Here is a 25,748-nt window from a genome sequence, read left to right on the forward strand (position 1 = left end):
CGGCGGACGGTACGAAGATCGCCGCCGCCGAACCGAGTCTTTGCCCGCCGCCGCCCGCTGTCAACGGGGTCCTTGGTCACCCTCCCCGGCCGCCGCGGTCCGGTCGGGGTCCTCCGGCGCGTTCGCCGGCCCGTCGTCCGCGGCATGCTCCCCGGCGGCCGGTCCCGGCCCGTCCCGCGTGTCCGCGGCCCGGGTCCGGCGCCGGAACGCCGACGGCAGCCGGCCGCGGACCAGCCGCCACAGGCCGTACAGCAGCCCCACGGCCACCGCGAACGGCAGCACCGCGCCGAGCGCCACCAGCAGCCACTTCACGGCCGCCAGGAAGGCGTGCCAGCCGCCGGACAGCGCGTCCCCGAAGGACCTCGTGTCGTCGTCCAAGGCTCCGTCGGGGGCGGCGTCCGGCTGCCGCAGCAGCAGCGTGACGGTGGCCATCGCGGTCCGGTCCCTGAGCGATTTCAGCTGCGACTCCAGGGACTCCAGATCCGCCTGCTGGCTGCTCAGTTCGGACTCCAGCGAGACGATGTCGCCGATCGACGCCGCCTTCTCCATGAGCGCCCGGACCCGCGCCACACTCGCCCGCTGGGTCCGGACCCGGCTGTCCACGTCCACCACCTGATCGGTGACGTCCTTCGCCGCGACCTCACGGGACACCACGGTGCCCAGGCGGGCCAGCCGCCCCAGTACGGCGTCGAACTCCGCCGTCGGGACCCGCAGCACCAGCCGCGACCGCTCATGCCCCTCCGGGTCCTGATCGGTGGTCTCCGTGGCCGGGTAGCCGCCCGCGCCGTCGACGACCGCCCGGGCACGGGCCACCGCCCCGGAGACGTCCTCGGCGTGCACGGTGAGCGTCGCGGTCCGGACGATCCGCGACGAGGCCGCCGTCGGCACCTTCGCGAGCCTGCCGCCGGGGCGGGCGACGGCACCCTCCGCGGCGCCCCGGGCGCCGGTCCGGCCGTCGGCCGCACCGGTCCGGCCGCCGGCGGCCGCCCGGCTCGGCGCCGCCTTGCCGGGCAGCGCCGCCCCGGTCGAGGTCGGGCCGGCCGACGTGCCGCACCCGGCAGCCGTCAGGGCGACGGCGAGCAGCAGCCCCGCCGTCGCCGTTCGCCCTGCTCGTGCTGCTCCCCGCATGTGCGCTCCCCGCGAAGTGACGTGCCGGTGGCGCTTCTTCGGCCGGCGCTTCTTCGACGGGGGCGCCCGGAGAGGGGTTGTGCTTCGCCGGGTCGCGATCCGGTCACGGCGCTGTCAGTGCCCTTTGAGAGAGTGGAGCCATGAGCGCAGCGCACACGAGCACGCCCCCCGGCACCGGCGGCGGGCAGGTCGTCGTCATCGGTGGCGGTATCTCCGGACTGGCCGCGGCCCACCGGCTGCTCGAAGGCGGTGCCCGGGTGACCGTCCTGGAGGCGTCGGACCGGCTCGGCGGCAAGCTGCGGGCGGGCGAGATCGCCGGCGTGCCGGTCGACCTCGGGGCCGAATCGATGCTGGCCAGGCGGCCGGAGGCGGTGGAGCTCGCGCGCGCCGTCGGGATCGGCGACCGGCTCCGGCCGCCCACGACGGCCACCGCCTCGCTCTGGACCCGCGGTGCGCTGCGCCCGATGCCCAAGGGCCATGTCATGGGAGTCCCCGGGGACCTCGCCCCGCTCGCCGCCTCCGGTGTCGTCTCCCCGGAGGGCCTCGCCCGCATCGAGGAGGACGCCGAGCTGCCCCGGACGGAGGTCGGCACGGACGTCGCGGTGGGTGAGTACGTCGCCCGGCGCCTGGGCCGCGAGGTGGTCGACCGCCTGGTGGAGCCGCTGCTGGGCGGGGTGTACGCCGGCGATGCGTACCGGATCTCCATGCGGGCCGCCGTACCGCAGCTGTTCGAGGCCGCGCGGACCAGCCGCTCGCTGTTGGAGGGCGTCCGTGGCATCCAGGCCCGGACCGCTGCCACGATGCACCAGATCGGTCCGGCCGCCGGCGGAGGCGGCGCCGGTGCCCCGGTGTTCATGGGGATCGAGGGCGGGATCGGCACACTGCCCGGCGCGGTCGCCGAGGCCGTCCGGGCCAAGGGCGGCGAGATCCGGACGGGCACGCCGGTCGTCGAGGTCCGGCGGTCCGCCGACGGCTGGCGGATCGAGCTCGACGGTGCGGCGCTCACCGCCGACGCGGTCGTCCTCGCCACCCCCGCGCCGGACGCCGCCCGGCTGCTCGCCCGGGACTGCGCGCCGGCCGCCCGCGAACTGGCCACGGTCGAGTACGCCTCGATGGCCCTGGTCACCATGGCCTTCCGCCGCTCCGAGCTGCAGCGGCAGCCGGCCGGCAGCGGCTTCCTCGTACCGCCGGTGGACGGCCGCAAGATCAAGGCCGCCACCTTCGCCGGCAACAAGTGGGGCTGGATCGACCGCGCCGCCCCGGACCTCTTCGTGCTGCGCACCTCCCTCGGCCGGTACGGCGACGAGGCGGACCTGGCGCGCGAGGACGCCGAGCTGGCCGCCCTGGCCCGCGCCGACCTCCGCGAGGCGATCGGGCTGACCGCCGCCCCGGTGGCCGCCCGGATCACCCGCTGGGAGGACGGTCTGCCCCAGTACCCGGTCGGCCATCTGGAGCGGGTGGCCCGCATCCGGGAGGCCGTCGGGCAGCTGCCGGGCCTGCGGGTGTGCGGTGCGCTCTACGACGGCGTCGGCATCCCGGCCTGTATCGCCTCGGCCCGCAAGGCCGCCGAGGACATCCTCGGCACCCTGCGGCCGGCCGGCCTCCCCGGCGAGTGAGAATGGACGACATGACAGACGCTTCCACCCCCGCTTCCGCACCGCAGGCCCCTGCGGCGCCCGAGAAGGCACCGAACGCCGGCAAGAAGGCCAAGGACCTCAACGAGGTCATCCGCTACACCCTCTGGTCGGTGTTCAAGCTGCGCGACGTCCTCCCCGAGGACCGCACCGGCTACGCCGACGAGGTCGAGGAGCTGTTCGCGCAGCTCGCCGCCAAGGACGTGGTGGTCCGCGGCACGTACGACGTCTCCGGCCTGCGCGCCGACGCCGACGTCATGATCTGGTGGCACTCCGAGAGCTCGGACGCCCTCCAGGACGCCTACAACCTCTTCCGCCGCACCCGGCTCGGCCGCGCGCTGGACCCGGTGTGGTCCAACATGGCGCTGCACCGCCCCGCCGAGTTCAACAAGGCGCACATCCCGGCGTTCCTGGCCGACGAGCGGCCCCGCGCCTACGTGAGCGTCTACCCCTTCGTGCGCTCCTACGAGTGGTACCTCCTCCCCGACGAGGACCGCCGCCGGATGCTCGCCGACCACGGCAAGATGGCCCGCGGCTTCCCGGACGTCCGCGCCAACACCGTGCCGTCGTTCTCGCTCGGCGACTACGAGTGGGTGCTCGCCTTCGAGGCCGACGAGCTCTACCGCATCGTCGACCTGATGCGTCACCTGCGCGGCTCCGAGGCGCGGATGCACGTCCGCGAGGAGGTCCCGTTCTACACCGGCCGTCGCAAGGCGGTCGCCGAACTGGTCGCCGGACTGGCCTGACCTCCCGGCACGGACGAGCGGGCCGCCCCTGCCCCGGGGCGGCCCGCTCGTCGGTCGTTTCGGCTACTTCCCCGGGCGCGCGTGCTGGGCGCGGGCCGTCTGCTGGCCCGGCACCGGCTCCGCGCGCGGCGCGCAGTACACCTTGTGCGCCGGGATCTTCCCGTGCAGCAGATACGCCTCGGCGTAGCGGTTGACGCACTCGTTCTCGCCGAAGCCGATGCCGTGCGTGCCCGCGCCGTTCTCGGTGACCAGCGACGAGCCGGGCAGCCGGCGCTGCAGCTCCAGCGCGCCCCGGTACGGCGTCGCCGCGTCCCGCTCGGCCGCCAGCAGCAGGACCGGCGGCAGCGCACCGGGCTCCGTGTGGACGTCGAGCGGGAGGCGCGGGCCGTGCAGCGCACCGTCGAGCTCGGTGGCGGCCGCATGGCCGGCGGCGTCCGCCAGGCCCTGGCCCGACCCCTGCTCCACCCGGCGGGCCGCCGCCGCGACCCCGGCCGCCGCGGACTGCGTCCGGTCCGGCCAGAACGCGCACGGCAGGTTCATCCAGGCGTTGTCCCAGGTCTCGAACGGTGCGATCTCGGCGACGTCGGTGTTGTCCCGGTCCCAGGTCCGCCAGGACCGCGGCCAGGGCCCGTCGTTGCACTCCACGGCCGTGTAGACCGCGTTGGCGTTCTCCGCGTCCTTGGCGCCGGTCTCGTGCGGCAGGGCCTGGGCGATCAGCGGTTTGGGGTCGCCGTGCAGATAGCTCGCGAGCGCCTCGGCGCGCAGCGGCCAGAAGCCGTCGTTGTAGCCGGTCTTGAGGAAGGCGGCCTGCAGCTCGCCGGCGCCGATCTTGCCGTTGAGCGGACGGCGGCGCAGCTTCCCGGAGACCGTGTCGTACGCCTGCTGCACGGCCTTCTTGGTCCTGCCGAGGTGGTAGTGGTCGTCGTGCTTGGCGACCCAGCGCAGCCAGTCGCCCCAGCGGCGCTCGAAGGCGATGTCCTGATCGAGGTTGTTGCGGTACCAGATCTTCCGGGGCTCCGGGTTGACCACGCTGTCGAAGATCATCCGCCGCACGTGGCCGGGGTAGAGCGTCGCGTAGACCGCGCCGAAGTACGTCCCGTACGAGGCACCGATGAAGGTCAGCTTCTTCTCACCGAGGGCGGCCCGCAGCATGTCCAGGTCCCGGGCGTTGTTGACCGAGTTGTAGAACGGCAGGTCCGCGCCGGCCCGCCGGGCGCAGCCGCGGGCGTACGCCCTGGCCTGGGCCCGCTTCTTCCGCTTGAACGCCGCGTCGGGGTACATCCGGCTGTCGGTGGGCGCCTTGGCGAACTCCTTGGGGTCCTGGCACGACAGCGGCGCCGAACGGCCCACCCCGCGCGGCGCGTAGCCGACGAAGTCGTAGGCCCGGGCCAGCCTGCTCCATTTGGGCAGCGTGCCGTAGAACGGGAACTCCAGGCTGGAGGCGCCGGGGCCGCCCGGGTTGAACACCAGCGAGCCCTGCCGCTCGCGGGGCGCGGTGGCACGCGCCCGGCTGACCGTGAGCTGGATCTTCTTGCCGTCGGGGCGCGCGTAGTCGAGGGGGACGGTGAGCCTGCCGCACTCGACGGACGACGGCAGATGCGGCGCGCACCGGCCGAAGTCGATGCGGTGCGCGACGGGCGCGGGTGGCGCCCCGGCCGCCTGCGTGCTGCCGCCCGCCGGGGCGGTGGCGAGGGCGGTCACGATCAGCGACCCGATGGTGCCGTACAACGCAAGTGCTCTCACTGGCCGTCCCTTCGTGTGTGCATACAAAAGGGATAGTTGGGGCGGTGATTGGCGATGTAAAGCACCGGGCACCGGTGTCGGGCGCTATGCCCCGGAAGAGTGGAGCGCGGCGCGAAGGGCGGGATCGGTGAGGGCGCTGGGGCCGTTCAGGGCCAAGGAGATGAGGGAGGTGAGGGGTGCCAGAGGGGTGGAGGGGAGCCGCGAGCCGGGCGGGTCGGCCTTGTCGGGGAGGCGCTCTTCGCCCGCGTCGGTGGCCCAGTCCCGGTACGGGTGGAGCTCGAAGCGGGCCACGGCCAGGGTCCCGAGGCAGAGCACCAGCGGCAGCGAGAACCACCCCAGGAGCAGCGCGGTGTCCGTGCCGGGCGGCGCCATCCAGTAGGCCGCGGCGGCGGCCAGGACGACCAGGAGGGCGGCGGCCCACACCTGGCGGACCCCGCTGCGGATGCCGGGGCGGGCCGCGGCGGGCAGCGCCAGCCCGTCGGCCACCAGCTTGTCGGCCACCGCCCGGACCGCCTCGTCGGCCACCAGGGCCTCCCGCACCGCGGGTATCGGGCGCTGTCCGTCCGGGCCTATCGCGCTGAGCGTCGCCTGCTCGACCGGGTCCTGTGCGACCGGCTCGACGACGGTGGCCCAGCCGGTGTGGGCGAGCAGCAGCCGGCGCTTCTGGGCCATCAGCACCAGGACCACGTCGGCGAGCCGCTGCGGCCCGCCGGAGAGGTAGGCCATCTCGTAGAGGGTCAGTCCGGGCGCGTGCCCGTCGTCACCGGCCGGGTCCGGGACCGGGGCGGAGACCGGCGGGCGGGCCGGGCGGCCGGTCCGGGCCGCGGCGACCGCGGCCCGGCACACCCGTGCACAGGAGAACACCGCCGCGACCGCGGCGACGAGGAGGAAGAGAAGCCACATGGTCCATTTTCTACGGGAAGGTCCATGACAATGGCTATTAATTTTCCCCTTGTGTGGACCACATCACGTCCCTTCCTTCCCTGATCAGGACGGGTGTGGCCCGCAAACCGGACACCTTCGGGCGGAGAATCGTCGCTCAGCTGCTGCCGCAGCCGGAACCGCCGCCGCACGACGAGCCACCGCCGCACGAGGAACCGCCCCCGCAACTCGAACCGCCGCCGCACGACGAACCGGAGCCGCAGGACGAACCGCCGCTGCCGCAGCCCGAACCGGAGCCGCCGTCGGACGAGCCGCACCAGAAGGAGCTGTCGCCGCCCAGGTCGCCACCGGAGTCGTAGCCGGCCGCCGAGCTGCCGGACGACGAGCCGCCGGCGGTGGCCAGCGCGGCGGTCCGCTGAGCCTCCTCGAACTGCTGCCGCAGCAGCTCGTCCGCTATCAGCGCCGTACCGCCGAGCGCCACCACCAGCCCGGCGGCCTGCCAAGCCCCGCCCACGCCGGCCCTGGAGTGGGCGGCCTGCGCGGAGCGCAACGCGCGGGCACCCGCCTTGGTGACGCGGTTCCGGAAGACCGTCCGGCACAGCGCGGCCACGATCAGACCCGCGATCAGCGCCGGCATGACCGTGATCACCACCGGCGGGTCGAACCCCTCGCCGAAGCCGTCGTCGTTGCCGGCGTCCGCGACCGAGAGCAGCACCCCGAGGGCGAAGAGCACAAGGGTGGCGGCCATTTGAGCGCCCGCCAGCCGGCGCCAGCCGCGTCCCCGCCGCGGATGACGCATCAGTCCGCGGGCCGCCAGCCGGTTGCCGACCTCCTGGACCGCGGGGCTGCGCATGGCCTCGGTGCGCACCGCGGCCAGCGCCCCGCCGGGCGTCCGGGCGACCGCGTCCAGCACGGCGGTCTCGACCGCGTGCTGCGCGGTGGCCTGGCGGACGGTCACCACGCCCGGGCCGCCCACCGCCAGCCGGCCGTCCTCGCACATCCCGGCGAGCGCCGCGTCCACCACCCGCCCGGGACCGCCGGCCAGGAACGCCGTCTCCCACACGGTGCGGGCCTGCGCCTCGCCCCGGGGGACGGACGGGGTGCCGCGCCGCACCAGGAGCGTGCCGAGCAGCAGCACCAGCGAGGAGGCACCGAGGCCCACGTACACCGCTTGCGTGAACGACATCATCGCCACCTTCCCTTCAGTGCCTGGCGAACGGCGTGGACGGTACGGGCGAGCCGGGCCGCGGGCCCGGCGGACGGTGGGGTGGGGCTCGCGCGCTCCCGCCACCAGCGGGTCAGCCGCTGCCGGGCAGCGGGGTCCGCGGGACGGCCCTGGGCGAGCAGGTGCGCCGCGAAGTCCAGCGCGTCCTGGCGGTAGCCGCCGCGCATCGGACGGTTGCGGGCGTAGCCGGCGAACGCCGGACGGTAGTCGTCGCCGAGGATCTCGGGCAGCTCGGGCGCGACCTTGGCGACCACACCGGACCGCTTGGCGGTCAGCGCCCGGCTCTGCACGCCCAGCCGGGTGCGGTCGAAGCCTTCGGGCGCCGGGGTGCCGGCGACCAGCGCGGAGAGCAGCGCGGTCTGCGCCAGCGCCAGCCGCTGCCGCGCCGCGTCGGTACCGGAGGTGGCCGGGGCCGCGGTGGCGAGGGTGGTGGGCGGTGCGGTGGTGCGGGCGGTGGGGGCCGCGCCGGCGGTGGGGCCGGCGCCCGGCTCCCGTACGGGCTCAAGCCGCCTGGACATGGCGGGCCTCCTTCAGGACGGTGCGGATCGCGTCGAGTTCCCCGGCCAGCTCGCCGGCCTCGGGGAAGTCGTCATCGCGCTCCAGCAGCACACCGGGCGGGGTGATCCGGGCACACAGCTCGGCGAGCACGTCCAGCACCGGCCGGGTCACCGGATGGGCGTGGCTGTCGTGCCAGACCCCGTCCCGCTCCACGCCGCCCGCCACATGGACGTAGGCGATCGCCTCGACCGGCAGCTCGTCCAGCGTCACGGCCGGGTCCTCACCGCGGTTGACGTGGTTGGTGTGGAGGTTGGCGACGTCGATGAGCAACCGCACCCCCGTCCGCTCGACGAGCTCGGCCAGGAACTGCCCCTCGGTCAGCTCCTCGTCCGGCCAGTTGACCAGGGCCGCGATGTTCTCCAGCGCCAGCGGCACCGGCAGCGCGTCCTGGGCGATGCGGACGTTCTCGCAGAGCACGTCCAGCGCGTCGCGGGTGCGCGGGACCGGCAGCAGATGCCCGGCCTCCATCAGCGGTGAGGCGGTCAGCGGCCCGCCGGCCCGGACGAACGCGATGTGCTCGGTGACCAGCGGGGCGCCCAGCACCTCGGCGCGCTCGGCGAGGGCGGCCAGCCGGCCGGCGTCCGGACGGTCGGCGCCGCCGAGCCCGAGCGAGACGCCGTGCGGGACGACGGTCGTCCCGCGCTCCCGCAACTCCCGCAGGGCGTCCGGGAGATGGCCGGGGCAGATGTTCTCCGCCACCACCTCGACCCAGTCCACACCGGGCAGCCCGGCGATCTCCGCGGCGATTTCCGGCCGCCAGCCGATGCCCGTCCCCAGGCGCTCGATGTCCGTTCCCGGATGCTCCATGGTTCCCCCTCCCACTCCGTGGTCGGGGTACTCATGGCCACGTCAGGACGGGCCGAACCCTGTACCTGCCGAGTTCAGAGCTTCATTTGAGCTTCCCGCCCGGACCTCCGCCTGCTTACGGCAACCCGTCGGCCGTCCCTGCCGGTCAGCGCGCGGTCTCGAACCCCACCGCGGCACCGAGCGCCAGCAGCACCCCGCCGGTGGCCTGATCCAGCCGCCGCCGTATGCGCGGCCGCTGGAAGACGGCCCGGGCGCGGTGCACCGCGAAGGCGATACCGCCGAGCCACAGCACGCCCAGCGCGGCATGGACGGCGACCAGCAGCAGCGTCGCCGCGATCACCGGCGCGCCGTGCGGGATGAACTGAGGCAGTAGCGACATGTAGACCACCCCGACCTTGGGGTTGAGGACATTGGTCAACAGGCCCGTCCACAACGCCCGCAGCGGGGTCACCGGCCGCGCGCCCGCGCCGTCACCGGACCGATCCCGCACCGCGGCGGGCACCTCGGCCTCCGAAATCCCGGATTCCGGTACCCCGGCCGCCGGTTCCCCGGCGATCCGTATGTGCCGGGCGCTGCGCAGCGCCTGTATCCCCAGCCACATCAGATACAGCGCGCCGGCCACCCGCAGCACGTCGTACGCCGTCCTCGACGCGGCGAGCATCGCGGTCAGCCCGACCGCACCGGCCACCCCCCACACGAAGCATCCGGCGGCTATGCCCAGCGCGCTGCACAGCGCGGCGCGCCGCCCCGAGCCGAGCGCGGTCCGCAGGACCACCGCGAAGTCGGGGCCGGGCGAAATGGTCAGCAGCGCGGCCACGAGGGTGAAACCGAGCAGGGACGTCAGCACGGCCGCCTCACCGCCCCTGCGGCAGCGCGCCGCGCAGCGCGGGGTGGTCCGCGACGACCGTGCAGGAGCCCGGCGCGATCTCCGTGAACCCGGCGTCGCGGACCACGGGCAGCCCGCTGCGGGTCAGCGCCTCCCAGCGCGCGGGATCCGCGGACCGCACGGCCAACGGGAAGCCGGCCGCGCGCCAGGCCGTCCGCTCCTGCTCGGACAGCTCCCACCACGCCAGCTGGGCGCCGTGGCCGGCCTGCGCCATCTCCTTGCCCGCCGACATCTCCAGCGCCGGGTTCAGCCACAGTACGGGCACGCCGTCGGCGGGCGGCCCGGGCGGCTCGGGGTCGTCCAGCTCCGTGCCGGAGACCTGGAGCTTCACCAGCTCCTTGGGCCAGCCGTCCAGGGGCACCGGGGGATAGACCCGCACCTCGGCGCGGCGCCCGGTGACCGTGATCCCGGGCAGCGCCTCGGCGCGCCGCCACTCCGCGCCGCGCGCCCGCCGCACCACCTTCCGGATCCGGGCGTCCTGCCAGTCCCGCACCGCCGCCGCCCACTCGCCGTCCCCGGCCGACCGCTCGTCCGACAGCAGCACCAGCACCGCCCGGGCGGCCGTCTCCAGCGCGTCCGTACGCGCCGGAGGGTCGGCCCGCTCCAGCCGCACGACGAGCGGCAGCACGAACTGCAAAGCCGCGTCGCGGTCGCTCTCCTCGGGGCGGAACGGGCTGGTGGAATCGTTGCCGGACTGCCCGGCGGTCTCGGTCCTGGTCACCCGATCAGTCTGCCAGCCGCCACTGACAACGCCCCCGGCGCTGCCCGCGCAGGCCCCGCCCGCACACACCGGCTGCCCCGACGCCGGCCCCGCGCTGGTCCCCGCCCGGCGCGCTGGCGCCCACGCGCAGGCCCGCCCGCGCGGACCCGACTGTCCGGACGCGCCCGCCCGGACTCGCCCGCGCCGTGTCGTCCGCCGCGTCCCTGAGCGGGCATCCGGCGACCGGTCCCGCTACCGTCGAGCGCGGCGGGCGGACCGACGCCGTACGGCAGTTGGACCGCCGGCGGGAGTGACGCCAGACGCCAATGGGCGTGCCGGCGCGGGCGATCGGGGCGCCGGGCCGGGCAGCGCGGGGACACGGGGAGGCAGCGGGTGCCGGAGCGGATGCGGCTGGACGGGGTGGGGCGGCGTTACGGGGTCCGCGGCCCCTGGGTGCTGCGCGAGGTCCACCTCGCGGTGCCCGAAGGCGCGTTGCTGCGCATCGAGGGGACCAACGGCACCGGGAAGTCCACCCTCCTGCGGCTGCTCGCCGGGATCGACCGGCCCAGCACCGGACGCATCACCGGCCGGCCGCGCCGCGCCTACGTCCCCGAACGCTTCCCCGCCGCCATGCCCTTCACGTCCGCCGGATACCTCACCCACCTGGGCCGCGTCCACGGCCTGACCGGCGCGGAAGCGGCCCGGCGCGCCGCCGAGTGGCTGGAACGCTTCGGCGCGGCCGGGCACGCCCGTACCCGGCTGGCCGAGCTGTCCAAGGGGACCAGCCAGAAGGTCGCGGTCGCCCAGGCGCTGCTTGCCGAGCCCGAACTCCTCGTCCTGGACGAGGCGTGGACCGGCCTGGACCGCGGCGCCCGTGAGGTGCTCGACCGCGCGGTCGCCGAACGGGTCGCGGACGGCGGCACCGTGGTGTTCGTCGACCACGATCCCCAGCGTTTGGCCGGCGCGGCCGACGCCCGCTACCGGGTCGCGGACGGGCGGCTGCTGGCCCAGGAGGAGCGGCCCGGCACGCCCGCGGATCCGGGCGCCGCGACCGGCCCCCGGGTGACCATCGAGGCCGAGGGCCCACCGGGCGCCGCCCCGCCGACCGGCCCACCGGGTACCACCGCCGGCGCCCCGCGCCTACCGGGCGGCCCGGAGATCACTCCCGGCCCGGACGGCACATTCCGGTTCACGGTCCCCGCCGTCCACTCCGACGCGCTGCTGCGCGCCCTGCTCACCACCCGTCCGCCGTGGCACATCCGCGCCGTCACCACCGCCCCCGGCCCGGCCGTACCGCCAGGTCCGGCAAGCCCGTACGCCGCCGACCCCGCCCCTGACCCCGACCCCGAAGAGGCCCCCCACCCGTGATCGCTCTCCTCCGCTATCAGGCGGCGCTGCTCGTCGGCTCGCACCGCTGGCTGCCGCCGGTCATCCTCTACGCGGCGTTCCTGGCCATCGGCATCCGGAGCGGCGGCCCGATCCTCGACGCGTTCGGCTACGCCGCGGTCGGTGTGCTGCCGGTCACCGTCTGGCTGACCCGGATCTGCGTCACCAACGAGCCGCCGGCCGCCCGTAGTTGTACGGCGACCGCCGCCGGGCCCGGCCGGGTGCACCTCGCCTCCGTGCTGACCGCGGCCGGTGCCGGGCTGCTGCTCGGGCTGCTCGGCACGGCCCTGGTGGTGCTGCTGTCCGATCCGCACTCCGCCCACCACGTGGCGGTACCCGTGCCGGCCGCGACCGGCGCCGGCCTGTTCGCCGTGCTGACCTGCCTGTTGACGGGCCTGGCCCTCGGTGCGCTGTGCACCTGGCCGGTGCTGCGCGTTCCCGGCTGGGGCGTCCCGGCCGGACTGCTCGGCTCGCTGCTGCTGCTCGTCCTGGGCGGCTCGCCCGCCAACGCCGCCATGACGGGCCTGGTCACCGGCTCCCTGCACGGCACGATCACCGTCCCCTGGCTCCCGGCCGCCGCGGCCGCCCTGCTCGCGGCCGCCGCCACCACCGTCGCCTGCGCCCTGACGTCCCGTCGCAGCTGAACCACGGGGAGAGGGCGGGGGAGGAGGTACGAGCCTTCGGAACGGCCCCGGACGGGCGCCGACGGTTCGGGCGCTCCCGGGGAGGGCGCTGGCGGTTCGGGTGCCCCTGGGACGGGCGCCGACGGGACGGGCGCCCCCGGGACGAGCGGGCGTACCCTCGGCCCCATGCCGCACACGCCCGCCACCCCCGATCCCGCTCGCCCAGCCCCAGCGCCCGCCGGCACCGCCCCCGAACCCCCGGTCGCCGACTGCCTGTACTGCGGCCGGCCCACCGAGTACCCGGTCGACCGGCCGGGCATCGTGCTCTGCCCGGTGTGCGAATGGCAGGAGGCCCAGCGGACCGCGTGCTCCGGCTGAGGGCGGACAGTCGGAAAGGCCTCGGCTAGCCGACCTCGCCGGTCACCAGCGACTTCGCGTCACGCGCCAGGGCCGTCAGCCGGGAGATCGCCCGGAAGTACTTCTTGCGGTAGCCGCCGCGCAGCATCTCCTCGCTGAACAGCTCGTCGAACGGCTTGCCGGAGGCCAGTACCGGCACCTCGCGGTCATAGAGCCGGTCCGCGAGGACGACCAGGCGCAGCGCGGTGGACTGGTCGGGCACCGCCTGGACGTCGGTCAGGCAGACCGCCTCGATGCCGTCGCACATCGCGCCGTACCGGCTGGGGTGCACCTTCGACAGGTGGTCCAGGAGGGAGGGGAAGTCGTCGAGCGAGGCCCCGGGCGTGCGGTACGCGGTACGGGTGACCGTCTCGTCGTCGAACGGGGCGGGCGCCTCGGGCAGACCGCGGTGGCGGTAGTCCTCGCCGTCGATCCGCAGCGGGCGGAAGTGGGCGCTCAGGCCCTGGATCTCGCGCAGGAAGTCGACGGCGGCGAACCGGCCCTCGCCGAGCTTGCCGGGCAGCGTGTTGGAGGTGGCGGCCAGCGCCACACCGGCCTCCACCAGCTTGCCGAGCAGCGTGGAGACCAGCACCGTGTCGCCGGGGTCGTCCAGCTCGAACTCGTCGATGCACAGCAGCTTGTGCTCGCCGAGCGTGCGGACGGTCTGCTGGAAGCCGAGCGCGCCCACCAGGTTCGTCAGCTCGACGAAGGTGCCGAACGCCTTCTGTTCGGCGGGCGCCGGGGACGCGTGCCACAGGGAGGCGAGCAGATGGGTCTTGCCGACGCCGTAGCCGCCGTCCAGATAGACGCCGCGCGGGCCCTTGGGGGCGGCGGCCTTCTTGGGGCTCCTGGCGAACCAGCGGCGCTTGCCGCCGCCGGTGTCCGCCCCGGCGATGGAGTCCGCGAAGTCGCTCAGGACCTGGACCGCCTCGGCCTGGCTGGGCTGCTTCGAATCCGGGATGTACGTGTCGAACCGGGCGTCCTGGAAGCGCGGCGGCGGCACCATCTCGGCGACCAGGCGGTCGGCCGGGACGTGCGGGGCGCGGGCGGTGAGCGCGGCGGGGGCTGCGTCGGCCGGGTCGGCCGCGTCGGCCGCCGGTCCGGCTATCGGGTCGGGCTGCGGCGCGGAGGGCTGGGAAGGTGACACAGCCGTCCAGCCTATCTCCTTCGCCCGAGGTGCCGGACCGTCCGGCGAGGCATGTCACACTGCCGCCATGCGACGCCTGTTCCCCCTCACCGCCCCGCCCGTGCCCACCGCCGACGAGGCGGCCGCCGCGCCCGCGGCGACCGGTGCCGACGACCGTGAGTGGACGCTCGACGAGCTGGCCGACGCCTACGCCTACCCGGCGCCGGACGACCCGGCGCGCGCCGGACGCCCCGGCTGGCTGCGCGCCAACATGGTGTGCTCCATGGACGGCGCGGCCCATCACGACGGCCACTCGCAGCCGCTCTCCAGCGACGCCGACATGCGGATCTTCGGGGTGCTGCGGGCGGTCGCGGACGTCGTGGTGGTGGGTGCGGAGACGGTGCGGCAGGAGGGTTACCGGCCGGCTCGCGCCCGGGAGGCGTTCGCCGCCCGCCGGGCCGCCGCGGGGCAGTCCCCGGCGCCCGCCATCGCGGTGGTCACCGCCGGGCTCGGGCTGGACTTCGGGCTGCCCCTGTTCACCGAGGCGCTGGCGCCGACCGTCGTCCTGACCGGCGCGGGCGCCCCCGCCGATCGGGTGGCCAAGGCCCGGGCGGCCGGTGTGGAGGTGCTGTTCGCCGGCGAGGGCCTGGGCGTCGACCCGTCGCGGGTGGCCGGTGTCCTGGCCGAACGCGGTCACACCCGGCTGCTCACCGAGGGCGGGCCGATGCTGCTGGGGCAGTTCGCCGCGGCCGGTGCGCTGGACGAGATGTGTCTTTCGCTCGCTCCGGTGGTAACGGTCGGAGATGCACCGAGGATCATGAAGGGGCCGGCCGTCAAGGTCCCCGAGCGGTTCGTCCTGGCGTCCGTATTGGAGGAGGCCGGGTTCCTGTTCACTCGCTACCGTCGGTCCTGACAAACAGCGGAATTATCTGTTCCGCTTAGCTTCCTTTGGGCACACTAAAAGCCAACAGGTCCCGCGTGGCGACGGGGCAGGATGGTGTCTGTCGGGCTCCGCACAATGCGGCCTGAGGAGAAGAAGGGCGTCCGTCGTGTTCACGAGCGTATTGATGATCGAGAAACCTCTGACGCCCGCCGACGTGGAGTTCGTGACCACCCTGCACGGCGACGACCCGGTCTCGTTCGTCGTGCTCATGCAGCCCCGCGGCAAGCAGGACGTCCTGCTGCGGGCCATCGACGACGTCGCCCTCGGGGAGTTCGACGACGCCGTGCGCGAGGGTGCCGAACCGGGCGGGGCGCAGGCCGAGGCCCCCGCCGAGGTCGGGCTGACGCACACCCTCCAGGCACTGCGCGGGACCGGTGCGCAGGCCGTCGGACAGGTCGTCGAGGACCATCCGCTGGACCTGCTGCGCGCCGTCGTGGACGAGACCGGGGCGGACGAGGTGATCGTGCTGACCGCCCCGCACTTCGTCGAGGAGTTCTTCCACCGCGACTGGGCCTCCCGCGCCCGCCACAAGGTCGGCGTCCCAGTCCTCAAGCTCTTCTCGCACGCCGCCGACGACCAGCCCCAGGGGACGCCCGGGGGCTGACCGCACCCCGGGGCGGGCCACCGGCACCGTCACGGCCGGGCGGCCGGCCGGGGGCGCAGCCGTCCGTCGTGCACCTCCGCGATCTCGTCCGCCGCGTCCAGATGGCTGTGGTCGTGGGTGACCAGCACCGTCGCCGTCGCCCGCTGGTGGGTCAGGGTCACCAGCAGCTCCAGCACCGCGGCGCCCCGCTCGTGGTCCAGCGCGCTGGTCGGCTCGTCCACCAGCAGCACCGCGGGATCGTTCATCAGGGCCCGGGCGATGTTGATCCGCTGCCGCTGACCGCCGGACAGCTGGTGCGGCCGCCGGCCGGCCAGCCCCTCCAGGTCGACGGCCGCCAGCAGCTCCCGCGCCCTGGCCCGGGCCTTGCGCGGCGAGCGGCCGTCCAGGTGGGCCATCACCTCCAGCTGCTCGGCGGCGGTCAGGGACGGCAGCAGGTTCGGCTGCTGGAAGACCATGCCGAGGGCCGTCCGGCGCAGCGCGGTCAGCTCGGCGCGGCCGAGGCCCGTGGTGTCCGTGCCGTCGATCACCACCCGCCCGCGGTCCGGGCGGATCAGCGTCGCGGCGACCGCCAGCAGGCTGGACTTCCCCGACCCGGACGGCCCGATCACCGCGGTCATACAGCCGGCGGGCACGGTCAGCGAGACCGCGTCCAGCGCGGTCAGCCGGTCCTCGCCGTCGGGGTAGGTCAGGGTCACATCGGTCAGTTCGAGGCTCATCGGGCACTTCCCAGGGCGGTCAGCGGGTCGACGGAGGTGATGCGTCGGATGGACAGCGCGGCCCCGGCGGCGCCGAGCGCGATCATGACCAGGGCCGGGACCAGCACCGTGGGCGGGTCGAGGACGAACGGCACCGCGCCGCCGATGCCCGCACCCACCCCCGCCGCCACTGCGGTGCCCAGTCCCGTCCCGATCACCAGCAGGACGACGGCCTGGCCGAGCGCGTCCCGCAGCAGATAGCGGGTCGAGGCGCCCAGCGCCTTCAGCACGGCGACGTCGCCGCTGCGCTGGATCGTCCACACCGTGAAGAACGCGCCGATCACCAGGGCGGAGATGGCGAACAGGAAGCCGCGCATCAACTGGAGCGAGCCGTTCTCGGCGGTGTACGAGCCGATGGCCTGCAGGGCGTCGTCCAAGGGCACCGTCTTCGTGCCCAGCCGCCCGTCGGCGCCGGCGAGGCCCTGCGTCCCCGTGGTGGAGAGCGCCAGCACCGTCGCGCCCGGGGAGCCGCCGCCGGTGCCGCCCGTCAGGGACCGCCAGGCGGCGAGCGACGTCCAGACCACCGGGGTGTGGCTGTACATGGCCGCACCCGCCACCGCCGCCACCCGGAACGTGCGCCCGCCCAGCGACACCGAACCGCCGGCCCGCACCCCGAGCGAGGCCGCGGCCTTCTCCGAGAGCACCACCGCGCCGTCCCCGGCCCGCTCCTGCGCCGGGGCCAGCGGCGACCCGGGGCGCACCCCGAATGCCGACACCGCGGCCGCCCGGTCACCCGCCTCCGCCTTCGTCGTGGCGATCCCCAGCGGCTCGGCCCGCCGCACGCCGGGCACCCGCGCCCACTCCCTTACGGTCCGTTCGGCCAGCCGGGAGTCGGTGAAGGCGACCGCACGGCCCTCCAGGGGCGCCGAGAACACCAGGTGGTCGGCGGGCAGCCCGGTGATCGCCGAGGTGTTCTCCCGGCCCAGGCCCGCCGTCAGGCCCGACAGCAGACCCACCAGCACGGTGATCAGCACCACGACGGTGCCCATCAGGGCGAACCGCCCCTTGGCGAATCTCAGATCTCTCCAGGCGACGAACACGGGCTCGGCCATCCTCCGGGTCGGACGCCGGACCCACTGCCCGGCGGCTGGACCCCACCGTCGCCCGCCGGAGGGGGCCGCGGCATCGCGCCGCGGAGTGGTCCGCGGAGATCGAAAGGTGCGCCCCGGCATCAACCCTTCGGTTGATGCCGGGGGCCGTACCCGCCCGTAGCCTGAAGGAGCCGTGACCGAAGAAGCCGTGACCGCCCACTCCCTCACCCCCGTCCTGCGGGTCCTGCGCAGCTGCCTCCATCTGATGGTGGCCGCGCTGCTCGGCCTCGCCGCCGTCCGCGCGGTCGCCGATCACCGCCCGCACGCACCCGCGGTCCTGGCCACCGCCGTCGTGCTGTTCGCGCTCTACGTCGCCGGCCCCAGGCTGCCCCGGTTGCGCGGCTCCACCGGCGCCGCCGCCCTCTGGCTCACCGCCGTCGGGCTGGTCTGGCTGGTGCTGCTGGCCCTCACCCCGGACGGCGTCTGGCTGGCCTTCCCGCTGTTCTTCGTCCAGCTGCACCTCCTCCCGCTGCGCTGGGCGCTGCCCGCCGTCGCGGCCACCACCCTCGCCGCCGTCGCCGGCTTCGGATGGCACACCCACGCCCTCACCGTCGGCACGGTCCTCGGCCCGGCCCTCGGGGCGGCGGTCGCGGTCGCCGTCGTCCTCGGATACGAGGCGCTCTACCGCGAGAGCGAACAGCGCCGCCGCCTCATCGAGGAGCTCACCGCGGCCCGCAGCGAGCTGGCCGCCGCGGAGCACGCGGCCGGCGTGCTGGCCGAACGGGAGCGGCTGGCCCGCGAGATCCACGACACCCTCGCCCAGGGCCTCTCCAGCATCCAGCTGCTGCTGCGCGCCGCCGAGCGCGCCCTCCCCGAGCGGCCCGGGGCGGCGCTCGGGCACGTCCGGCAGGCCCGTACGGCCGCGGTCGACAACCTCGCCGAGGCCCGCCGGTTCGTCCGCGCGCTCAGCCCGCCCGACCTGGAGACCGGCTCGCTGCCCGCCGCCCTGGAGCGGCTGTGCGCCACCACGGAGCGCGCCTCCGGCCTGACCGTGCACTGCCAGGTCTCCGGCGCGCCCACCGCGCTCCCCACCCCGCACGAGGTCGCCCTGCTGCGCATCGCCCAGTCCGCGCTGGCCAACACCGTCCAGCACGCCGCGGCCGGCCGGGTCGAGCTGACCCTCAGCTACATGGACACCGAGGTCGCCCTCGACGTCGTCGACGACGGCACCGGATTCGTCCCGGCGCAGGTGCCCGCGCCGGGCTCCGCGGCGGCCTCCGGCACCGGCTTCGGGCTCGCCGCGATGCGCGCCCGGGCCCGCGCCCTCCAGGGCACCCTCGCCGTCGAGTCCGCCCCCGGAGAGGGCACCGCCATCGCCGTCACCCTGCCCTGCCCCGCAGCACCCGCCGGCCCGGAGGCCACGCCGTGACCAGGCCCGTGACCAGCCCCGCGCCCCCCATCCGGCTCCTGCTCGCCGACGACCACCCGGTCGTACGGGCCGGACTGCGCGCCGTCCTGGAGACCGAACCGGGCTTCGAGGTCGTCGCGGACGTGCCCACCGCAGAGGAGGCCGTCGAGCTCGCCGGGCGGTGCGAGGTGGACGTGGTCCTCATGGACCTCCAGTTCGGCGGGCGGATGCTGGGCTCGCAGGCCACCGCCGCAATCACCGCCCGGACCGGCGCCCCGCGCGTCCTGGTCCTGACCACGTACGACACCGACGCCGACATCCTCGCCGCCATCGAGGCCGGCGCCACCGGCTACCTCCTCAAGGACGCGCCGCCCGAGGAACTGGCCGCCGCGGTGCGCACCGCGGCGGCCGGGAAGTCCGCGCTCGCGCCCACCATCGCGCTGCGCCTGATGGACCGGATGCGGACACCCGCCACCGCGCTCTCCCGCCGCGAGACCGAGGTCCTCCAGCTCGTCGCGGACGGCCTGTCGAACGCCGCGATCAGCAAACAGCTCTTCCTCAGCCAGGCAACCGTCAAATCCCACCTTGTCCACATCTACTCCAAGCTGGGAGTGGACTCCCGCACCTCCGCGGTCGCCGCGGCCACCGCAAAGGGCCTGATCCGCCGCTGACGGCTGACGGCTGACCGCTGACCGCTGTCTCGCAGCTCCGGTGTGGCCCGGTCCGTGGTCGTCCGCTGCCCGCGGTCGTCTGGGGGACCGTCGGGGTCGTTCGGGCCCCGTCCGGGGTCTTCCGGGGTCTTCCGGGGTCCGTGAAACGACGCTGTCGGTGCCGGGTGCGACAATCTTCGACAGCAGGACAGCCGTACCGGCAGCACAAGGACCGGAACCGGCAGCCCGGCAGCAGAACCGCAAGACCGTACGACCGCAGAACCGCAAGACCGCACGACCGCAGAACTGCACCACCGCACCACCGCTCGCGATGATCGACGATCAGGGAGACCCGCCCATGGCACCCGCCATCCCAGCCTCGATGGACCGACCGCACTTCATCGGTATCGGCGGAGCCGGCATGTCGGGCATCGCCAAGATCCTCGCCCAGCGCGGCGCCCGGGTGGCCGGCAGCGACGCCAAGGACTCCCCGACCGCCGAGGCGCTGCGCGCCCTCGGCGTCACCGTCCACCTCGGCCACGCCGCCGAGCACCTCGCCGCCGACGCCACCAGCGTCGTGGTCTCCTCCGCGATCCGCCCCGACAACCCCGAGCTGGCCGCCGCCCACGAGCGCGGGATCCCCGTCGTGCACCGCTCCGACGCCCTCGCCGCCCTCATGGAGGGCCTGCGCCCGATCGCCGTGGCCGGCACGCACGGCAAGACCACGACCACCTCCATGCTCGCCGTCTCCCTCGGCGCCCTCGGCCTCAAGCCGTCCTACGCCATCGGCGGCGACCTCGACGCACCCGGGTCCAACGCGGAGCACGGCACCGGCGAGATCTTCGTCGCCGAAGCCGACGAAAGCGACCGCAGCTTCCACAAGTACGCCCCCGAGGTCGCCATCGTCCTCAACGTCGAGCTGGACCACCACGCCAACTACGCCTCGATGGACGAGATCTACGAGTCCTTCGAGACCTTCGTGGGCCGCATCCGCCCCGGCGGCACCCTGGTCATCTCCGCCGATCATGCTGGCGCCCGCGAGCTGACCGAGCGGATCACCGGCCGCCACGACATCGAGGTCGTCACCTACGGCGAGGCCAAGGACGCCGACGTGCGCATCCTCAAGGTCAACCCCCGCGGCCTGACCAGCGACGTCACGGTCACGCTCACCAGCGGCAAGATCCTCACCTTCACGGTCTCCGTCCCCGGCCGGCACTACGCCAGCAATGCCGTCGCCGCCTTGGCCGCCGGCGTCGCCCTGGACCTGCCGCCGCACAACCTCGCCTCCGCGCTCGGCAAGTACACCGGGGTCAAGCGCCGCCTCCAGCTCAAGGGCGAGGCGGCCGGCGTCCAGGTCATCGACTCCTACGCCCACCACCCGACGGAGATGACCGCCGACCTGGAGGCCATCCGCGGCGCCGCCGAGGGCTCCCGGGTCCTGGTCGTCTTCCAGCCGCACCTCTTCTCCCGCACCCAGGAGCTCGGCACGGAAATGGGCCAGGCGCTCGCCCTCGCCGACGCCTCCGTTGTGCTGGACATCTACCCGGCCCGCGAGGACCCGATCCCGGGCGTCACCAGCACCCTGATCATCGACGCCGCGCGCGCCGCCGGCGCCGAGGTCACCGCCGAGAGCGACAAGTCCGCCGTCCCGGACGTCATCGCCGGAATGGCCCGACCCGGTGACCTTGTTCTCACCATGGGCGCGGGCGATGTGACCGACCTCGGCCCCGCCATCCTGACCCGCCTGGGCAACTGAGCCGGAGGAGGCCCCAGATGCCGTACGAGATCGACAAGCCCGAAGAGCAGTGGCGCGCCGAGCTGACCCCCGCCGAGTACCAGGTACTCCGCCAGGCCGGCACCGAGCCCGCCTTCGTCGGTGAGTACACCGACACCAAGACGTCGGGCCTCTACTCCTGCCGCGCCTGCGGCGCCGAACTCTTCCGCTCCGACACCAAGTTCGAGAGCCACTGCGGCTGGCCGTCCTTCTACGACCCCAAGGACTCCGACGCCGTCGAGCTCCTGGAGGACCGTTCGCACGGCATGCTCCGCACCGAAGTCCGCTGCGCCCGCTGCGGCTCCCACCTCGGCCACGTCTTCGAGGGCGAGGGCTACCCCACGCCTACGGACCAGCGGTACTGCATCAACTCGATCTCGCTGCGGCTGGTTCCGGACGAGGGCGATCCCGGTTCGCATGGGGAGCACAAGCCGTAGGCCGACGCGTCCGGCAGCATTTTGAGACTCCTTGCTGACGCGCGAGGACAGCTGCCGAACTGCCCGGAGGAGCACCGCCGGTGTGTGCGGGCACATGACGAGGGGGCCGGACGAATCGTCCGGCCCCCTCGTCGTGCGCGCTTACACCTGCCTGTGGCCTGGTGACCCACGAAGAGCAGCTTTGATGGGCCAACTGAAGTCGAAGTTGGCCTCACTTCCGCTTTGCGAAAACCCGTTGGCGAAGCACGGCGACCACTGATACTCCTCCGGGGGCCGTGCGAGAGAACGAGGAGGTGGTACCCGTGAACGCAGTATCGAATTGGGTGCTCCCCTCCGGGGTCACGGTCAGGCGATAGGTCGTCCGGGAGCACCGTTCCAGAGCACTCCCGAAGGCACGACCATGCAATTCACTTCCGGACGGCGCCTCGACGACGGTGTCCTCGAACGCGAATTCACCCTCGGCGAGATCCCCGGCACCCTGTGGACACCTGAATCCGCCGCCCCGGCCCCGCTGATCCTCATCCAGCCAGGGCGGCGGGGAAGGCGAACGAGGCGACGAGCGGCGGGGAATTCGACGCGGGGTGCGTGGAATCTGCGGTGACACAGGGGGCGGTCGGCAGGTGGTCGGCCTACCGGCGTGGCGGGCAGGAACCGGGTGGTGCCCACGAAAGCTTCGGCTTTTGTGGGCACCGTCGCGTTTCCCGCCGGAAGGGTTCCGGGTCAGGCCGGCATGGTGATGGCGGTCACCACCAGGCCCTCCTCGACCAGCCAGCGGCCGGTGAACTCGGTGAGTTCGGTGCCGTTGACGAGCGGGCCGGGGACGAGGAGGCGGGCGGTGAAGGTGGCGTCGGTGGGGTCGAGGGTGAGCAGGGCGTCCTCGAAGCCGAGCCAGCGGTGGGCGAGGGGGTACCACGCCTTATAAACGCTCTCCTTCGCGCTGAAGATCAGGCGGTCCCAGGCGATCTCCGGTTCGAGGTCGGCCAGATGGTGCAGCTGCGCGCGTTCCTCGGGGAGGGTGACGAGCTCCATGACGCCCGGGTCGGAGACCGGGAGGTTGGGTTCGGCGTCCAGGCCGACGGTCCGGATGTCCCGTTGGCGGGCCACTGCTGCGGCGCGGTAACCGGTGCAGTGCGTCATCGCGCCGACGATGCCTTCCGGCCACTCCGGCGCCCGGTCGCGGCCGGGGAGCAGCGGCGCCGGGGCGATGCCCAGCCGGGACAGTGCGGCGCGGGCACAGCCGCGTACCGTGCCGAACTCCCGCTGGCGCTTGGGCACGGCGCCTTCCACCAGCGCCCATTCCTCGGGGAACATCTCGGACAGCGGGGCGTCCTCGAAGGACTCGGCGGTCACGATCGGTGCCGGGAGCAGCTTGTCGATCATGCCAGGGCCCCCGTGGTGCCGGAACCGACGGTGGCCGGGGCCGGCAGGATCTGCACCGGACGGCCCGGTGCGCCGGAGCGGCGCCGCCATTCCCGGGGATAGCCGAGCGAGACCTCCTGGTGCGGGACGCCGTCGCAGACCAGCAGGCGGGGGATGTGCAGATGGCCGTAGACCACGGTGGCGGCACGGAACCGGCGCGGCCAGTCGGCGGTCGCCTCCGTGCCGCACCACAGTGCGAAGTCCGGGTACCACAGCGGGTTGGTGGGCTCCCGGACCACCGGCCAGTGGTTGATCAGGATGGTCGGCAGGTCCTCCGGCAGGGCCGCGAGCCGGGCCTCGGTGGCCGCCACCCGGGCCCGGCACCAGTCCTCGCGGGTGGGATACGGGTCCGGGTGCAGATGGAACTCGTCCGTGCACACCACCCCGGCCCGCTCGGCCTGGGCGAGTGCCTCCTCCTTGGACGTCACGCCCGGTCGCCGGAAGGTGTAGTCGTAGAGCAGGAACAGCGGGGCGAGGACGACCGGGCCGCCGGCCCCCTCCCAGACCGGGTACGGGTCCTCGGGCGTCAGCACGCCCAACTCCCGGCAGATCTCCACCAGATGCTCGTACCGCGCCACCCCGCGCAGCTGCACCGGGTCGTCGGCGGGGGTCCACAGCTCGTGGTTGCCCGGCACCCACACCACCTTGGCGAAGCGTTCGCTGAGCAGGCCGAGCGCCCAGCGGATGTCGGCGACGTACTCGCCCACGTCGCCGGCGATCAGCAGCCAGTCGTCGACGGACTCCGGTCTTAACCCCTCGACGATCTCGCGGTTCTCGGCATAGCGGACGTGCAGATCGCTGACCGCGACCAGGGTGCCGGGCCCGTGGGCCGGTGCGGGGTGCGGGGACGGGGCGGGGGCGGGGCGGGGCGCGGCGGGGCCGTCGGCGCCGGGAGCGCCGGGAGCGCCAGGGGTGAGGGTGCGGATCTCGTAGGTCACCCTCGCAGTAAAGACGGTGCGCCGGGGAGAGTGAAGGGCGGGCCGGGGGACGGGCGGTGTGTCACCGGTCCGGGTGTGCCGGGGGAGGCAACGCCCCTGCTCCCTCCCCCCCCGCGTCACCGTTCCGGTTGTGGCGGTGGCATGGCCGCCGTGGGGCGCCCGGTGGTCCCGGGGGACGGTGTGCCGCCGCCGCGGATGCGGGTGGCCAGCCACAGGTCGAAGCGGTCGTCCGGATCGTTCAGCCGGCGCCCCGTCAGTTCCATGGCCTTCTCGAGGCGGTTGCGGACGGTGTGCCGGTGCACGCCGAGCCGGCGGCTGGTGGCGTCCCAGGCGCCGCCGGTCTCCAGCCAGCCCGCCAGGGTGGCGATCAGTTCCTCGCCGTGGTCCGCGAGGTCGAGCGGGCCGAGCACGGTGTCGGCGTAGCCCTGCAGCGTGCGGCGGTCGCCGAGGTCGAGCAGCAGCCGGCTGGCCTGGCTCTGCCGGGCCTCGGCCGGTTCGCCCGACGCCCGGCTGACGGCCAGCAGACCGGCCGCCTGCCGCAGCGACACCCGCACCGCCTCCGGTGCGGTGACCGGCCCGATGCCGGCCGGCCGGCGGGGCGCGAAGCGGGCCAGTACGTCCCGGATGTCCAGGTCCTCGCCAACCACCGCCTCGATCATCCGGCCGGCCGGCCCGCCCGGTGTGCGGTCCGGTCCACCGGCCGGGGTGGCGTCTGTGGTGCCGCCCAGGGTGTCGTTGGTGGTGCCGTCCGGGGTACCGCCCACGACCCGGACCAGTCCGCCGGGCATCGCCAGGGCGAGATCGGCGGCCATTTCCTGGGCGGCGGACTCGGCGGTGGGCCCGTCGGCGGGTTCGGGGGCCGCCGGACCGGAACCGGCTCGCGAGGCCCGCGTGCGCGCGTCGTCCCCGCTCACCGCCTCCACCACCACGCCGCGCACCCGCTCGGTCGTCAGCCCCACCGAGTGCAGCATGTCCCGGGCCCGGCCGGGTGCCGGATGTTCCTCGGCCAGCAGTTCCGACAGCAGCGCCGACCGGCGTCGGCGCTCCGGCTCGTCACGCAGGTGGCGGCGCTCCAGCTCCAGCGAGAGCAGCGAGACCAGACCGGGGACCACCGACCGGGCGGCGTCGTCCGGACGGCCGGTGAGCAGCAGCAGGCCGCGCAGCCGCCGCGCGCCCAGCGGCTGCACCTCCAGCTGTTGCCCGCCGGCCGTGCTGGACGCGCTGCCGCGCAGCCCGCGCGCGGCGACCCGGTCGAGCAGATCGCGGGCCTGGGCAAGTGGGGTGCGCGGCTCCCGCTCGCCCGCCGCCAGCAGTCGGCCGAGCGGATCGAGCACCGCCGCGCCGACACCCGTGGCGGCCGTCCACTCCGCCAGCATCGGCCGCAGCCCGTCACCGGCCGCCGCCGCGGTCAGCCGCCGCTGGGTGGCGAACGCCCGGTGCAGCGCCGCGCGCTGCTCGGTGGCGCGGGCGTCGAAGACCGCCTTGGTGACCGCGATGAACGGCACCTCGTCCGGCACCGTCAGCAGCGGCAGCCCGGCCTCCTCGGCCGCGGTCACCAGCGGCTCCGGCGCCTCCTGGTACGGCAGCCCCTGCCCCAGCCCGAGCGCCAGGCAGGCCGCCCCGCCCTCGGCGACATCCCGGACGTACGCCCGGCAGGCGGCCGGCTCCATGGGCAGCAGCAGGCCGATGGTCATCAGGAGTTCGCCGCCCTGGAGCCACTTGCCGGGCGACAGCAGGTCCGAGACGGTCGCGGCCTCGATCGGGCGGGCCAGCAGGTGCGGCGGCACGTCGTAGGTGACCGAGAGGCGGAGGTCGGGCCGGGCCAGCAGGTCCGAGAGATGCAGCGGCACAGACCCAGTGTCCACCACCTGTCCATCGGAGGGACGATCGGGCGGTCGAGGCGACCCGGCGGCGTGGCGCACCGGCGTGCCCGCGGACGCCCACCGCCC

At 74.6% G+C, this 25,748-nt stretch carries 23 protein-coding genes and 2 pseudogenes; 12 read left to right on the top strand and 13 right to left on the bottom strand.

Going from position 1 to position 25,748, the window contains the following annotated elements; genetic code table 11:
• Window positions 1-60 precede the first annotated feature (60 nt).
• Window positions 61-1,128: a DUF4349 domain-containing protein gene (locus tag ACZ7MX_RS25740; protein WP_472135597.1), complete on the bottom strand. Its 1,068-nt coding sequence runs from the start codon at window positions 1,126-1,128 to the stop codon at window positions 61-63.
• Between the two features lie 140 nt (window positions 1,129-1,268).
• On the opposite strand from ACZ7MX_RS25740, the gene hemG reads away from it, so the two are divergent.
• Both hemG and hemQ read left to right on the top strand, forming a co-directional pair.
• Window positions 1,269-2,744 (top strand): protoporphyrinogen oxidase, encoded by a 1,476-nt coding sequence (hemG, locus tag ACZ7MX_RS25745; RefSeq protein ID WP_472135598.1) that lies wholly within the window; start codon window positions 1,269-1,271, stop codon window positions 2,742-2,744.
• Window positions 2,745-2,755: 11 nt separating this feature from the next.
• Window positions 2,756-3,508, top strand: coding sequence for a hydrogen peroxide-dependent heme synthase (gene hemQ / locus ACZ7MX_RS25750; protein ID WP_472135599.1), 753 nt, complete (start codon window positions 2,756-2,758; stop codon window positions 3,506-3,508).
• 63 nt (window positions 3,509-3,571) lie between these two features.
• On the opposite strand, the gene ACZ7MX_RS25755 is transcribed toward hemQ, so the two are convergent.
• The 6 genes and pseudogenes from ACZ7MX_RS25755 to ACZ7MX_RS25780 all read right to left on the bottom strand — a co-directional run bounded on the left by ACZ7MX_RS25755 (window position 3,572) and on the right by ACZ7MX_RS25780 (window position 10,330).
• The gene (locus tag ACZ7MX_RS25755; RefSeq protein WP_472135600.1) at window positions 3,572-5,251 is read right to left on the bottom strand and encodes an alpha/beta hydrolase; all 1,680 of its coding nucleotides are present in this window, start codon (window positions 5,249-5,251) and stop codon (window positions 3,572-3,574) included.
• 84 nt (window positions 5,252-5,335) lie between these two features.
• Window positions 5,336-6,154 carry a TIGR04222 domain-containing membrane protein gene (locus ACZ7MX_RS25760; RefSeq protein WP_472135601.1) on the bottom strand — a complete coding sequence of 273 codons (819 nt, stop codon included), beginning with the start codon at window positions 6,152-6,154 and terminating at the stop codon, window positions 5,336-5,338.
• 136 nt (window positions 6,155-6,290) lie between these two features.
• Window positions 6,291-7,319: a TIGR04222 domain-containing membrane protein gene (locus ACZ7MX_RS25765; protein ID WP_472135602.1), complete on the bottom strand. Its 1,029-nt coding sequence runs from the start codon at window positions 7,317-7,319 to the stop codon at window positions 6,291-6,293.
• Window positions 7,319-8,723, bottom strand: a pseudogene (locus ACZ7MX_RS25770) (MbnB/TglH/ChrH family RiPP precursor modification enzyme). The gene ACZ7MX_RS25765 and the pseudogene ACZ7MX_RS25770 overlap by 1 nt, the downstream one beginning before the upstream one ends.
• Before the next feature lie 145 nt (window positions 8,724-8,868).
• Window positions 8,869-9,570: a LysE family translocator gene (locus tag ACZ7MX_RS25775; protein ID WP_472135603.1), complete on the bottom strand. Its 702-nt coding sequence runs from the start codon at window positions 9,568-9,570 to the stop codon at window positions 8,869-8,871.
• A 7-nt stretch (window positions 9,571-9,577) separates the two neighbouring features.
• A complete protein-coding gene (locus tag ACZ7MX_RS25780) occupies window positions 9,578-10,330 on the bottom strand; it encodes an aminoacyl-tRNA hydrolase (protein ID WP_472135604.1) in 753 nt (250 codons plus the stop codon).
• 384 nt (window positions 10,331-10,714) lie between these two features.
• Between ACZ7MX_RS25780 and ACZ7MX_RS25785 the strand changes: the two genes are divergently transcribed.
• The 3 genes from ACZ7MX_RS25785 (at window position 10,715) to ACZ7MX_RS25795 (ending at window position 12,696) form a co-directional block, all read left to right on the top strand.
• Complete coding sequence (locus ACZ7MX_RS25785; protein ID WP_472135740.1) at window positions 10,715-11,677, top strand: ABC transporter ATP-binding protein; 963 nt, start codon at window positions 10,715-10,717, stop codon at window positions 11,675-11,677.
• Window positions 11,674-12,339 (top strand): ABC transporter, encoded by a 666-nt coding sequence (locus ACZ7MX_RS25790; RefSeq protein ID WP_472135605.1) that lies wholly within the window; start codon window positions 11,674-11,676, stop codon window positions 12,337-12,339. The genes ACZ7MX_RS25785 and ACZ7MX_RS25790 overlap by 4 nt, the downstream gene beginning before the upstream one ends.
• A 165-nt stretch (window positions 12,340-12,504) precedes the next feature.
• Complete coding sequence (locus ACZ7MX_RS25795; protein ID WP_472135606.1) at window positions 12,505-12,696, top strand: hypothetical protein; 192 nt, start codon at window positions 12,505-12,507, stop codon at window positions 12,694-12,696.
• Between the two features lie 25 nt (window positions 12,697-12,721).
• Here ACZ7MX_RS25795 and zapE read toward each other — a convergent pair whose 3' ends face one another.
• On the bottom strand, window positions 12,722-13,861 hold the full coding sequence (gene zapE, locus ACZ7MX_RS25800; protein ID WP_472135607.1) for a cell division protein ZapE: 1,140 nt from the start codon (window positions 13,859-13,861) through the stop codon (window positions 12,722-12,724).
• 67 nt (window positions 13,862-13,928) lie between these two features.
• On the opposite strand from zapE, the gene ACZ7MX_RS25805 reads away from it, so the two are divergent.
• Both ACZ7MX_RS25805 and ACZ7MX_RS25810 read left to right on the top strand, forming a co-directional pair.
• Complete coding sequence (locus tag ACZ7MX_RS25805; protein ID WP_472135608.1) at window positions 13,929-14,753, top strand: dihydrofolate reductase family protein; 825 nt, start codon at window positions 13,929-13,931, stop codon at window positions 14,751-14,753.
• Window positions 14,754-14,889: 136 nt separating this feature from the next.
• A complete protein-coding gene (locus tag ACZ7MX_RS25810) occupies window positions 14,890-15,387 on the top strand; it encodes an indole-3-glycerol phosphate synthase (protein WP_472135609.1) in 498 nt (165 codons plus the stop codon).
• A gap of 29 nt (window positions 15,388-15,416) precedes the next feature.
• On the opposite strand, the gene ACZ7MX_RS25815 is transcribed toward ACZ7MX_RS25810, so the two are convergent.
• Both ACZ7MX_RS25815 and ACZ7MX_RS25820 read right to left on the bottom strand, forming a co-directional pair.
• On the bottom strand, window positions 15,417-16,103 hold the full coding sequence (locus tag ACZ7MX_RS25815; protein WP_472135610.1) for an ABC transporter ATP-binding protein: 687 nt from the start codon (window positions 16,101-16,103) through the stop codon (window positions 15,417-15,419).
• A complete protein-coding gene (locus ACZ7MX_RS25820) occupies window positions 16,100-17,182 on the bottom strand; it encodes an ABC transporter permease (protein WP_472135741.1) in 1,083 nt (360 codons plus the stop codon). The genes ACZ7MX_RS25815 and ACZ7MX_RS25820 overlap by 4 nt, the downstream gene beginning before the upstream one ends.
• Window positions 17,183-17,366: 184 nt before the next feature.
• On the opposite strand from ACZ7MX_RS25820, the gene ACZ7MX_RS25825 reads away from it, so the two are divergent.
• The 5 genes and pseudogenes from ACZ7MX_RS25825 to ACZ7MX_RS25845 form a co-directional block, all read left to right on the top strand.
• Window positions 17,367-18,602 carry a sensor histidine kinase gene (locus ACZ7MX_RS25825; RefSeq protein ID WP_472135611.1) on the top strand — a complete coding sequence of 412 codons (1,236 nt, stop codon included), beginning with the start codon at window positions 17,367-17,369 and terminating at the stop codon, window positions 18,600-18,602.
• Window positions 18,603-18,610: 8 nt separating this feature from the next.
• Window positions 18,611-19,252 carry a response regulator gene (locus ACZ7MX_RS25830; protein ID WP_472135742.1) on the top strand — a complete coding sequence of 214 codons (642 nt, stop codon included), beginning with the start codon at window positions 18,611-18,613 and terminating at the stop codon, window positions 19,250-19,252.
• Between the two features lie 337 nt (window positions 19,253-19,589).
• Window positions 19,590-20,987 carry a UDP-N-acetylmuramate--L-alanine ligase gene (gene murC, locus ACZ7MX_RS25835; RefSeq protein WP_472135743.1) on the top strand — a complete coding sequence of 466 codons (1,398 nt, stop codon included), beginning with the start codon at window positions 19,590-19,592 and terminating at the stop codon, window positions 20,985-20,987.
• A gap of 17 nt (window positions 20,988-21,004) precedes the next feature.
• Window positions 21,005-21,442 (top strand): peptide-methionine (R)-S-oxide reductase MsrB, encoded by a 438-nt coding sequence (gene msrB / locus ACZ7MX_RS25840; RefSeq protein WP_472135612.1) that lies wholly within the window; start codon window positions 21,005-21,007, stop codon window positions 21,440-21,442.
• A 400-nt stretch (window positions 21,443-21,842) separates the two neighbouring features.
• A pseudogene (locus ACZ7MX_RS25845) lies at window positions 21,843-21,965 on the top strand (alpha/beta hydrolase); the annotation flags it as partial.
• Between the two features lie 197 nt (window positions 21,966-22,162).
• Here ACZ7MX_RS25845 and ACZ7MX_RS25850 read toward each other — a convergent pair.
• From ACZ7MX_RS25850 to ACZ7MX_RS25860, 3 genes are all read right to left on the bottom strand, one after another.
• Window positions 22,163-22,822, bottom strand: a complete 660-nt coding sequence (locus ACZ7MX_RS25850) for a 4'-phosphopantetheinyl transferase family protein (RefSeq protein ID WP_472135613.1) — start codon at window positions 22,820-22,822, stop codon at window positions 22,163-22,165.
• Complete coding sequence (locus ACZ7MX_RS25855; protein WP_472135614.1) at window positions 22,819-23,799, bottom strand: metallophosphoesterase family protein; 981 nt, start codon at window positions 23,797-23,799, stop codon at window positions 22,819-22,821. Before ACZ7MX_RS25855 ends, ACZ7MX_RS25850 begins: the two co-directional genes overlap by 4 nt.
• A gap of 116 nt (window positions 23,800-23,915) precedes the next feature.
• Window positions 23,916-25,649, bottom strand: a complete 1,734-nt coding sequence (locus ACZ7MX_RS25860; protein WP_472135615.1) for a PucR family transcriptional regulator — start codon at window positions 25,647-25,649, stop codon at window positions 23,916-23,918.
• Window positions 25,650-25,748 lie beyond the last annotated feature (99 nt).

Source organism: Streptomyces sp. NPDC107765 (assembly GCF_055657085.1).

What these genes read in the sequence shown, in the direction of transcription:
- hemQ (WP_472135599.1), top strand. Translation starts at nt 2,756, where the DNA reads ATGACAGACGCTTCCACCCCCGCTTCCGCACCGCAGGCCCCTGCGGCG.
- ACZ7MX_RS25740 (WP_472135597.1), bottom strand. Translation starts at nt 1,128, where the DNA reads ATGCGGGGAGCAGCACGAGCAGGGCGAACGGCGACGGCGGGGCTGCTG.
- ACZ7MX_RS25815 (WP_472135610.1), bottom strand. Translation starts at nt 16,103, where the DNA reads ATGAGCCTCGAACTGACCGATGTGACCCTGACCTACCCCGACGGCGAG.
- ACZ7MX_RS25850 (WP_472135613.1), bottom strand. Translation starts at nt 22,822, where the DNA reads ATGATCGACAAGCTGCTCCCGGCACCGATCGTGACCGCCGAGTCCTTC.
- msrB (WP_472135612.1), top strand. Translation starts at nt 21,005, where the DNA reads ATGCCGTACGAGATCGACAAGCCCGAAGAGCAGTGGCGCGCCGAGCTG.
- ACZ7MX_RS25785 (WP_472135740.1), top strand. Translation starts at nt 10,715, where the DNA reads ATGCGGCTGGACGGGGTGGGGCGGCGTTACGGGGTCCGCGGCCCCTGG.
- hemG (WP_472135598.1), top strand. Translation starts at nt 1,269, where the DNA reads ATGAGCGCAGCGCACACGAGCACGCCCCCCGGCACCGGCGGCGGGCAG.
- ACZ7MX_RS25805 (WP_472135608.1), top strand. Translation starts at nt 13,929, where the DNA reads ATGCGACGCCTGTTCCCCCTCACCGCCCCGCCCGTGCCCACCGCCGAC.
- ACZ7MX_RS25765 (WP_472135602.1), bottom strand. Translation starts at nt 7,319, where the DNA reads ATGTCGTTCACGCAAGCGGTGTACGTGGGCCTCGGTGCCTCCTCGCTG.
- ACZ7MX_RS25760 (WP_472135601.1), bottom strand. Translation starts at nt 6,154, where the DNA reads ATGTGGCTTCTCTTCCTCCTCGTCGCCGCGGTCGCGGCGGTGTTCTCC.
- murC (WP_472135743.1), top strand. Translation starts at nt 19,590, where the DNA reads ATGGCACCCGCCATCCCAGCCTCGATGGACCGACCGCACTTCATCGGT.
- ACZ7MX_RS25795 (WP_472135606.1), top strand. Translation starts at nt 12,505, where the DNA reads ATGCCGCACACGCCCGCCACCCCCGATCCCGCTCGCCCAGCCCCAGCG.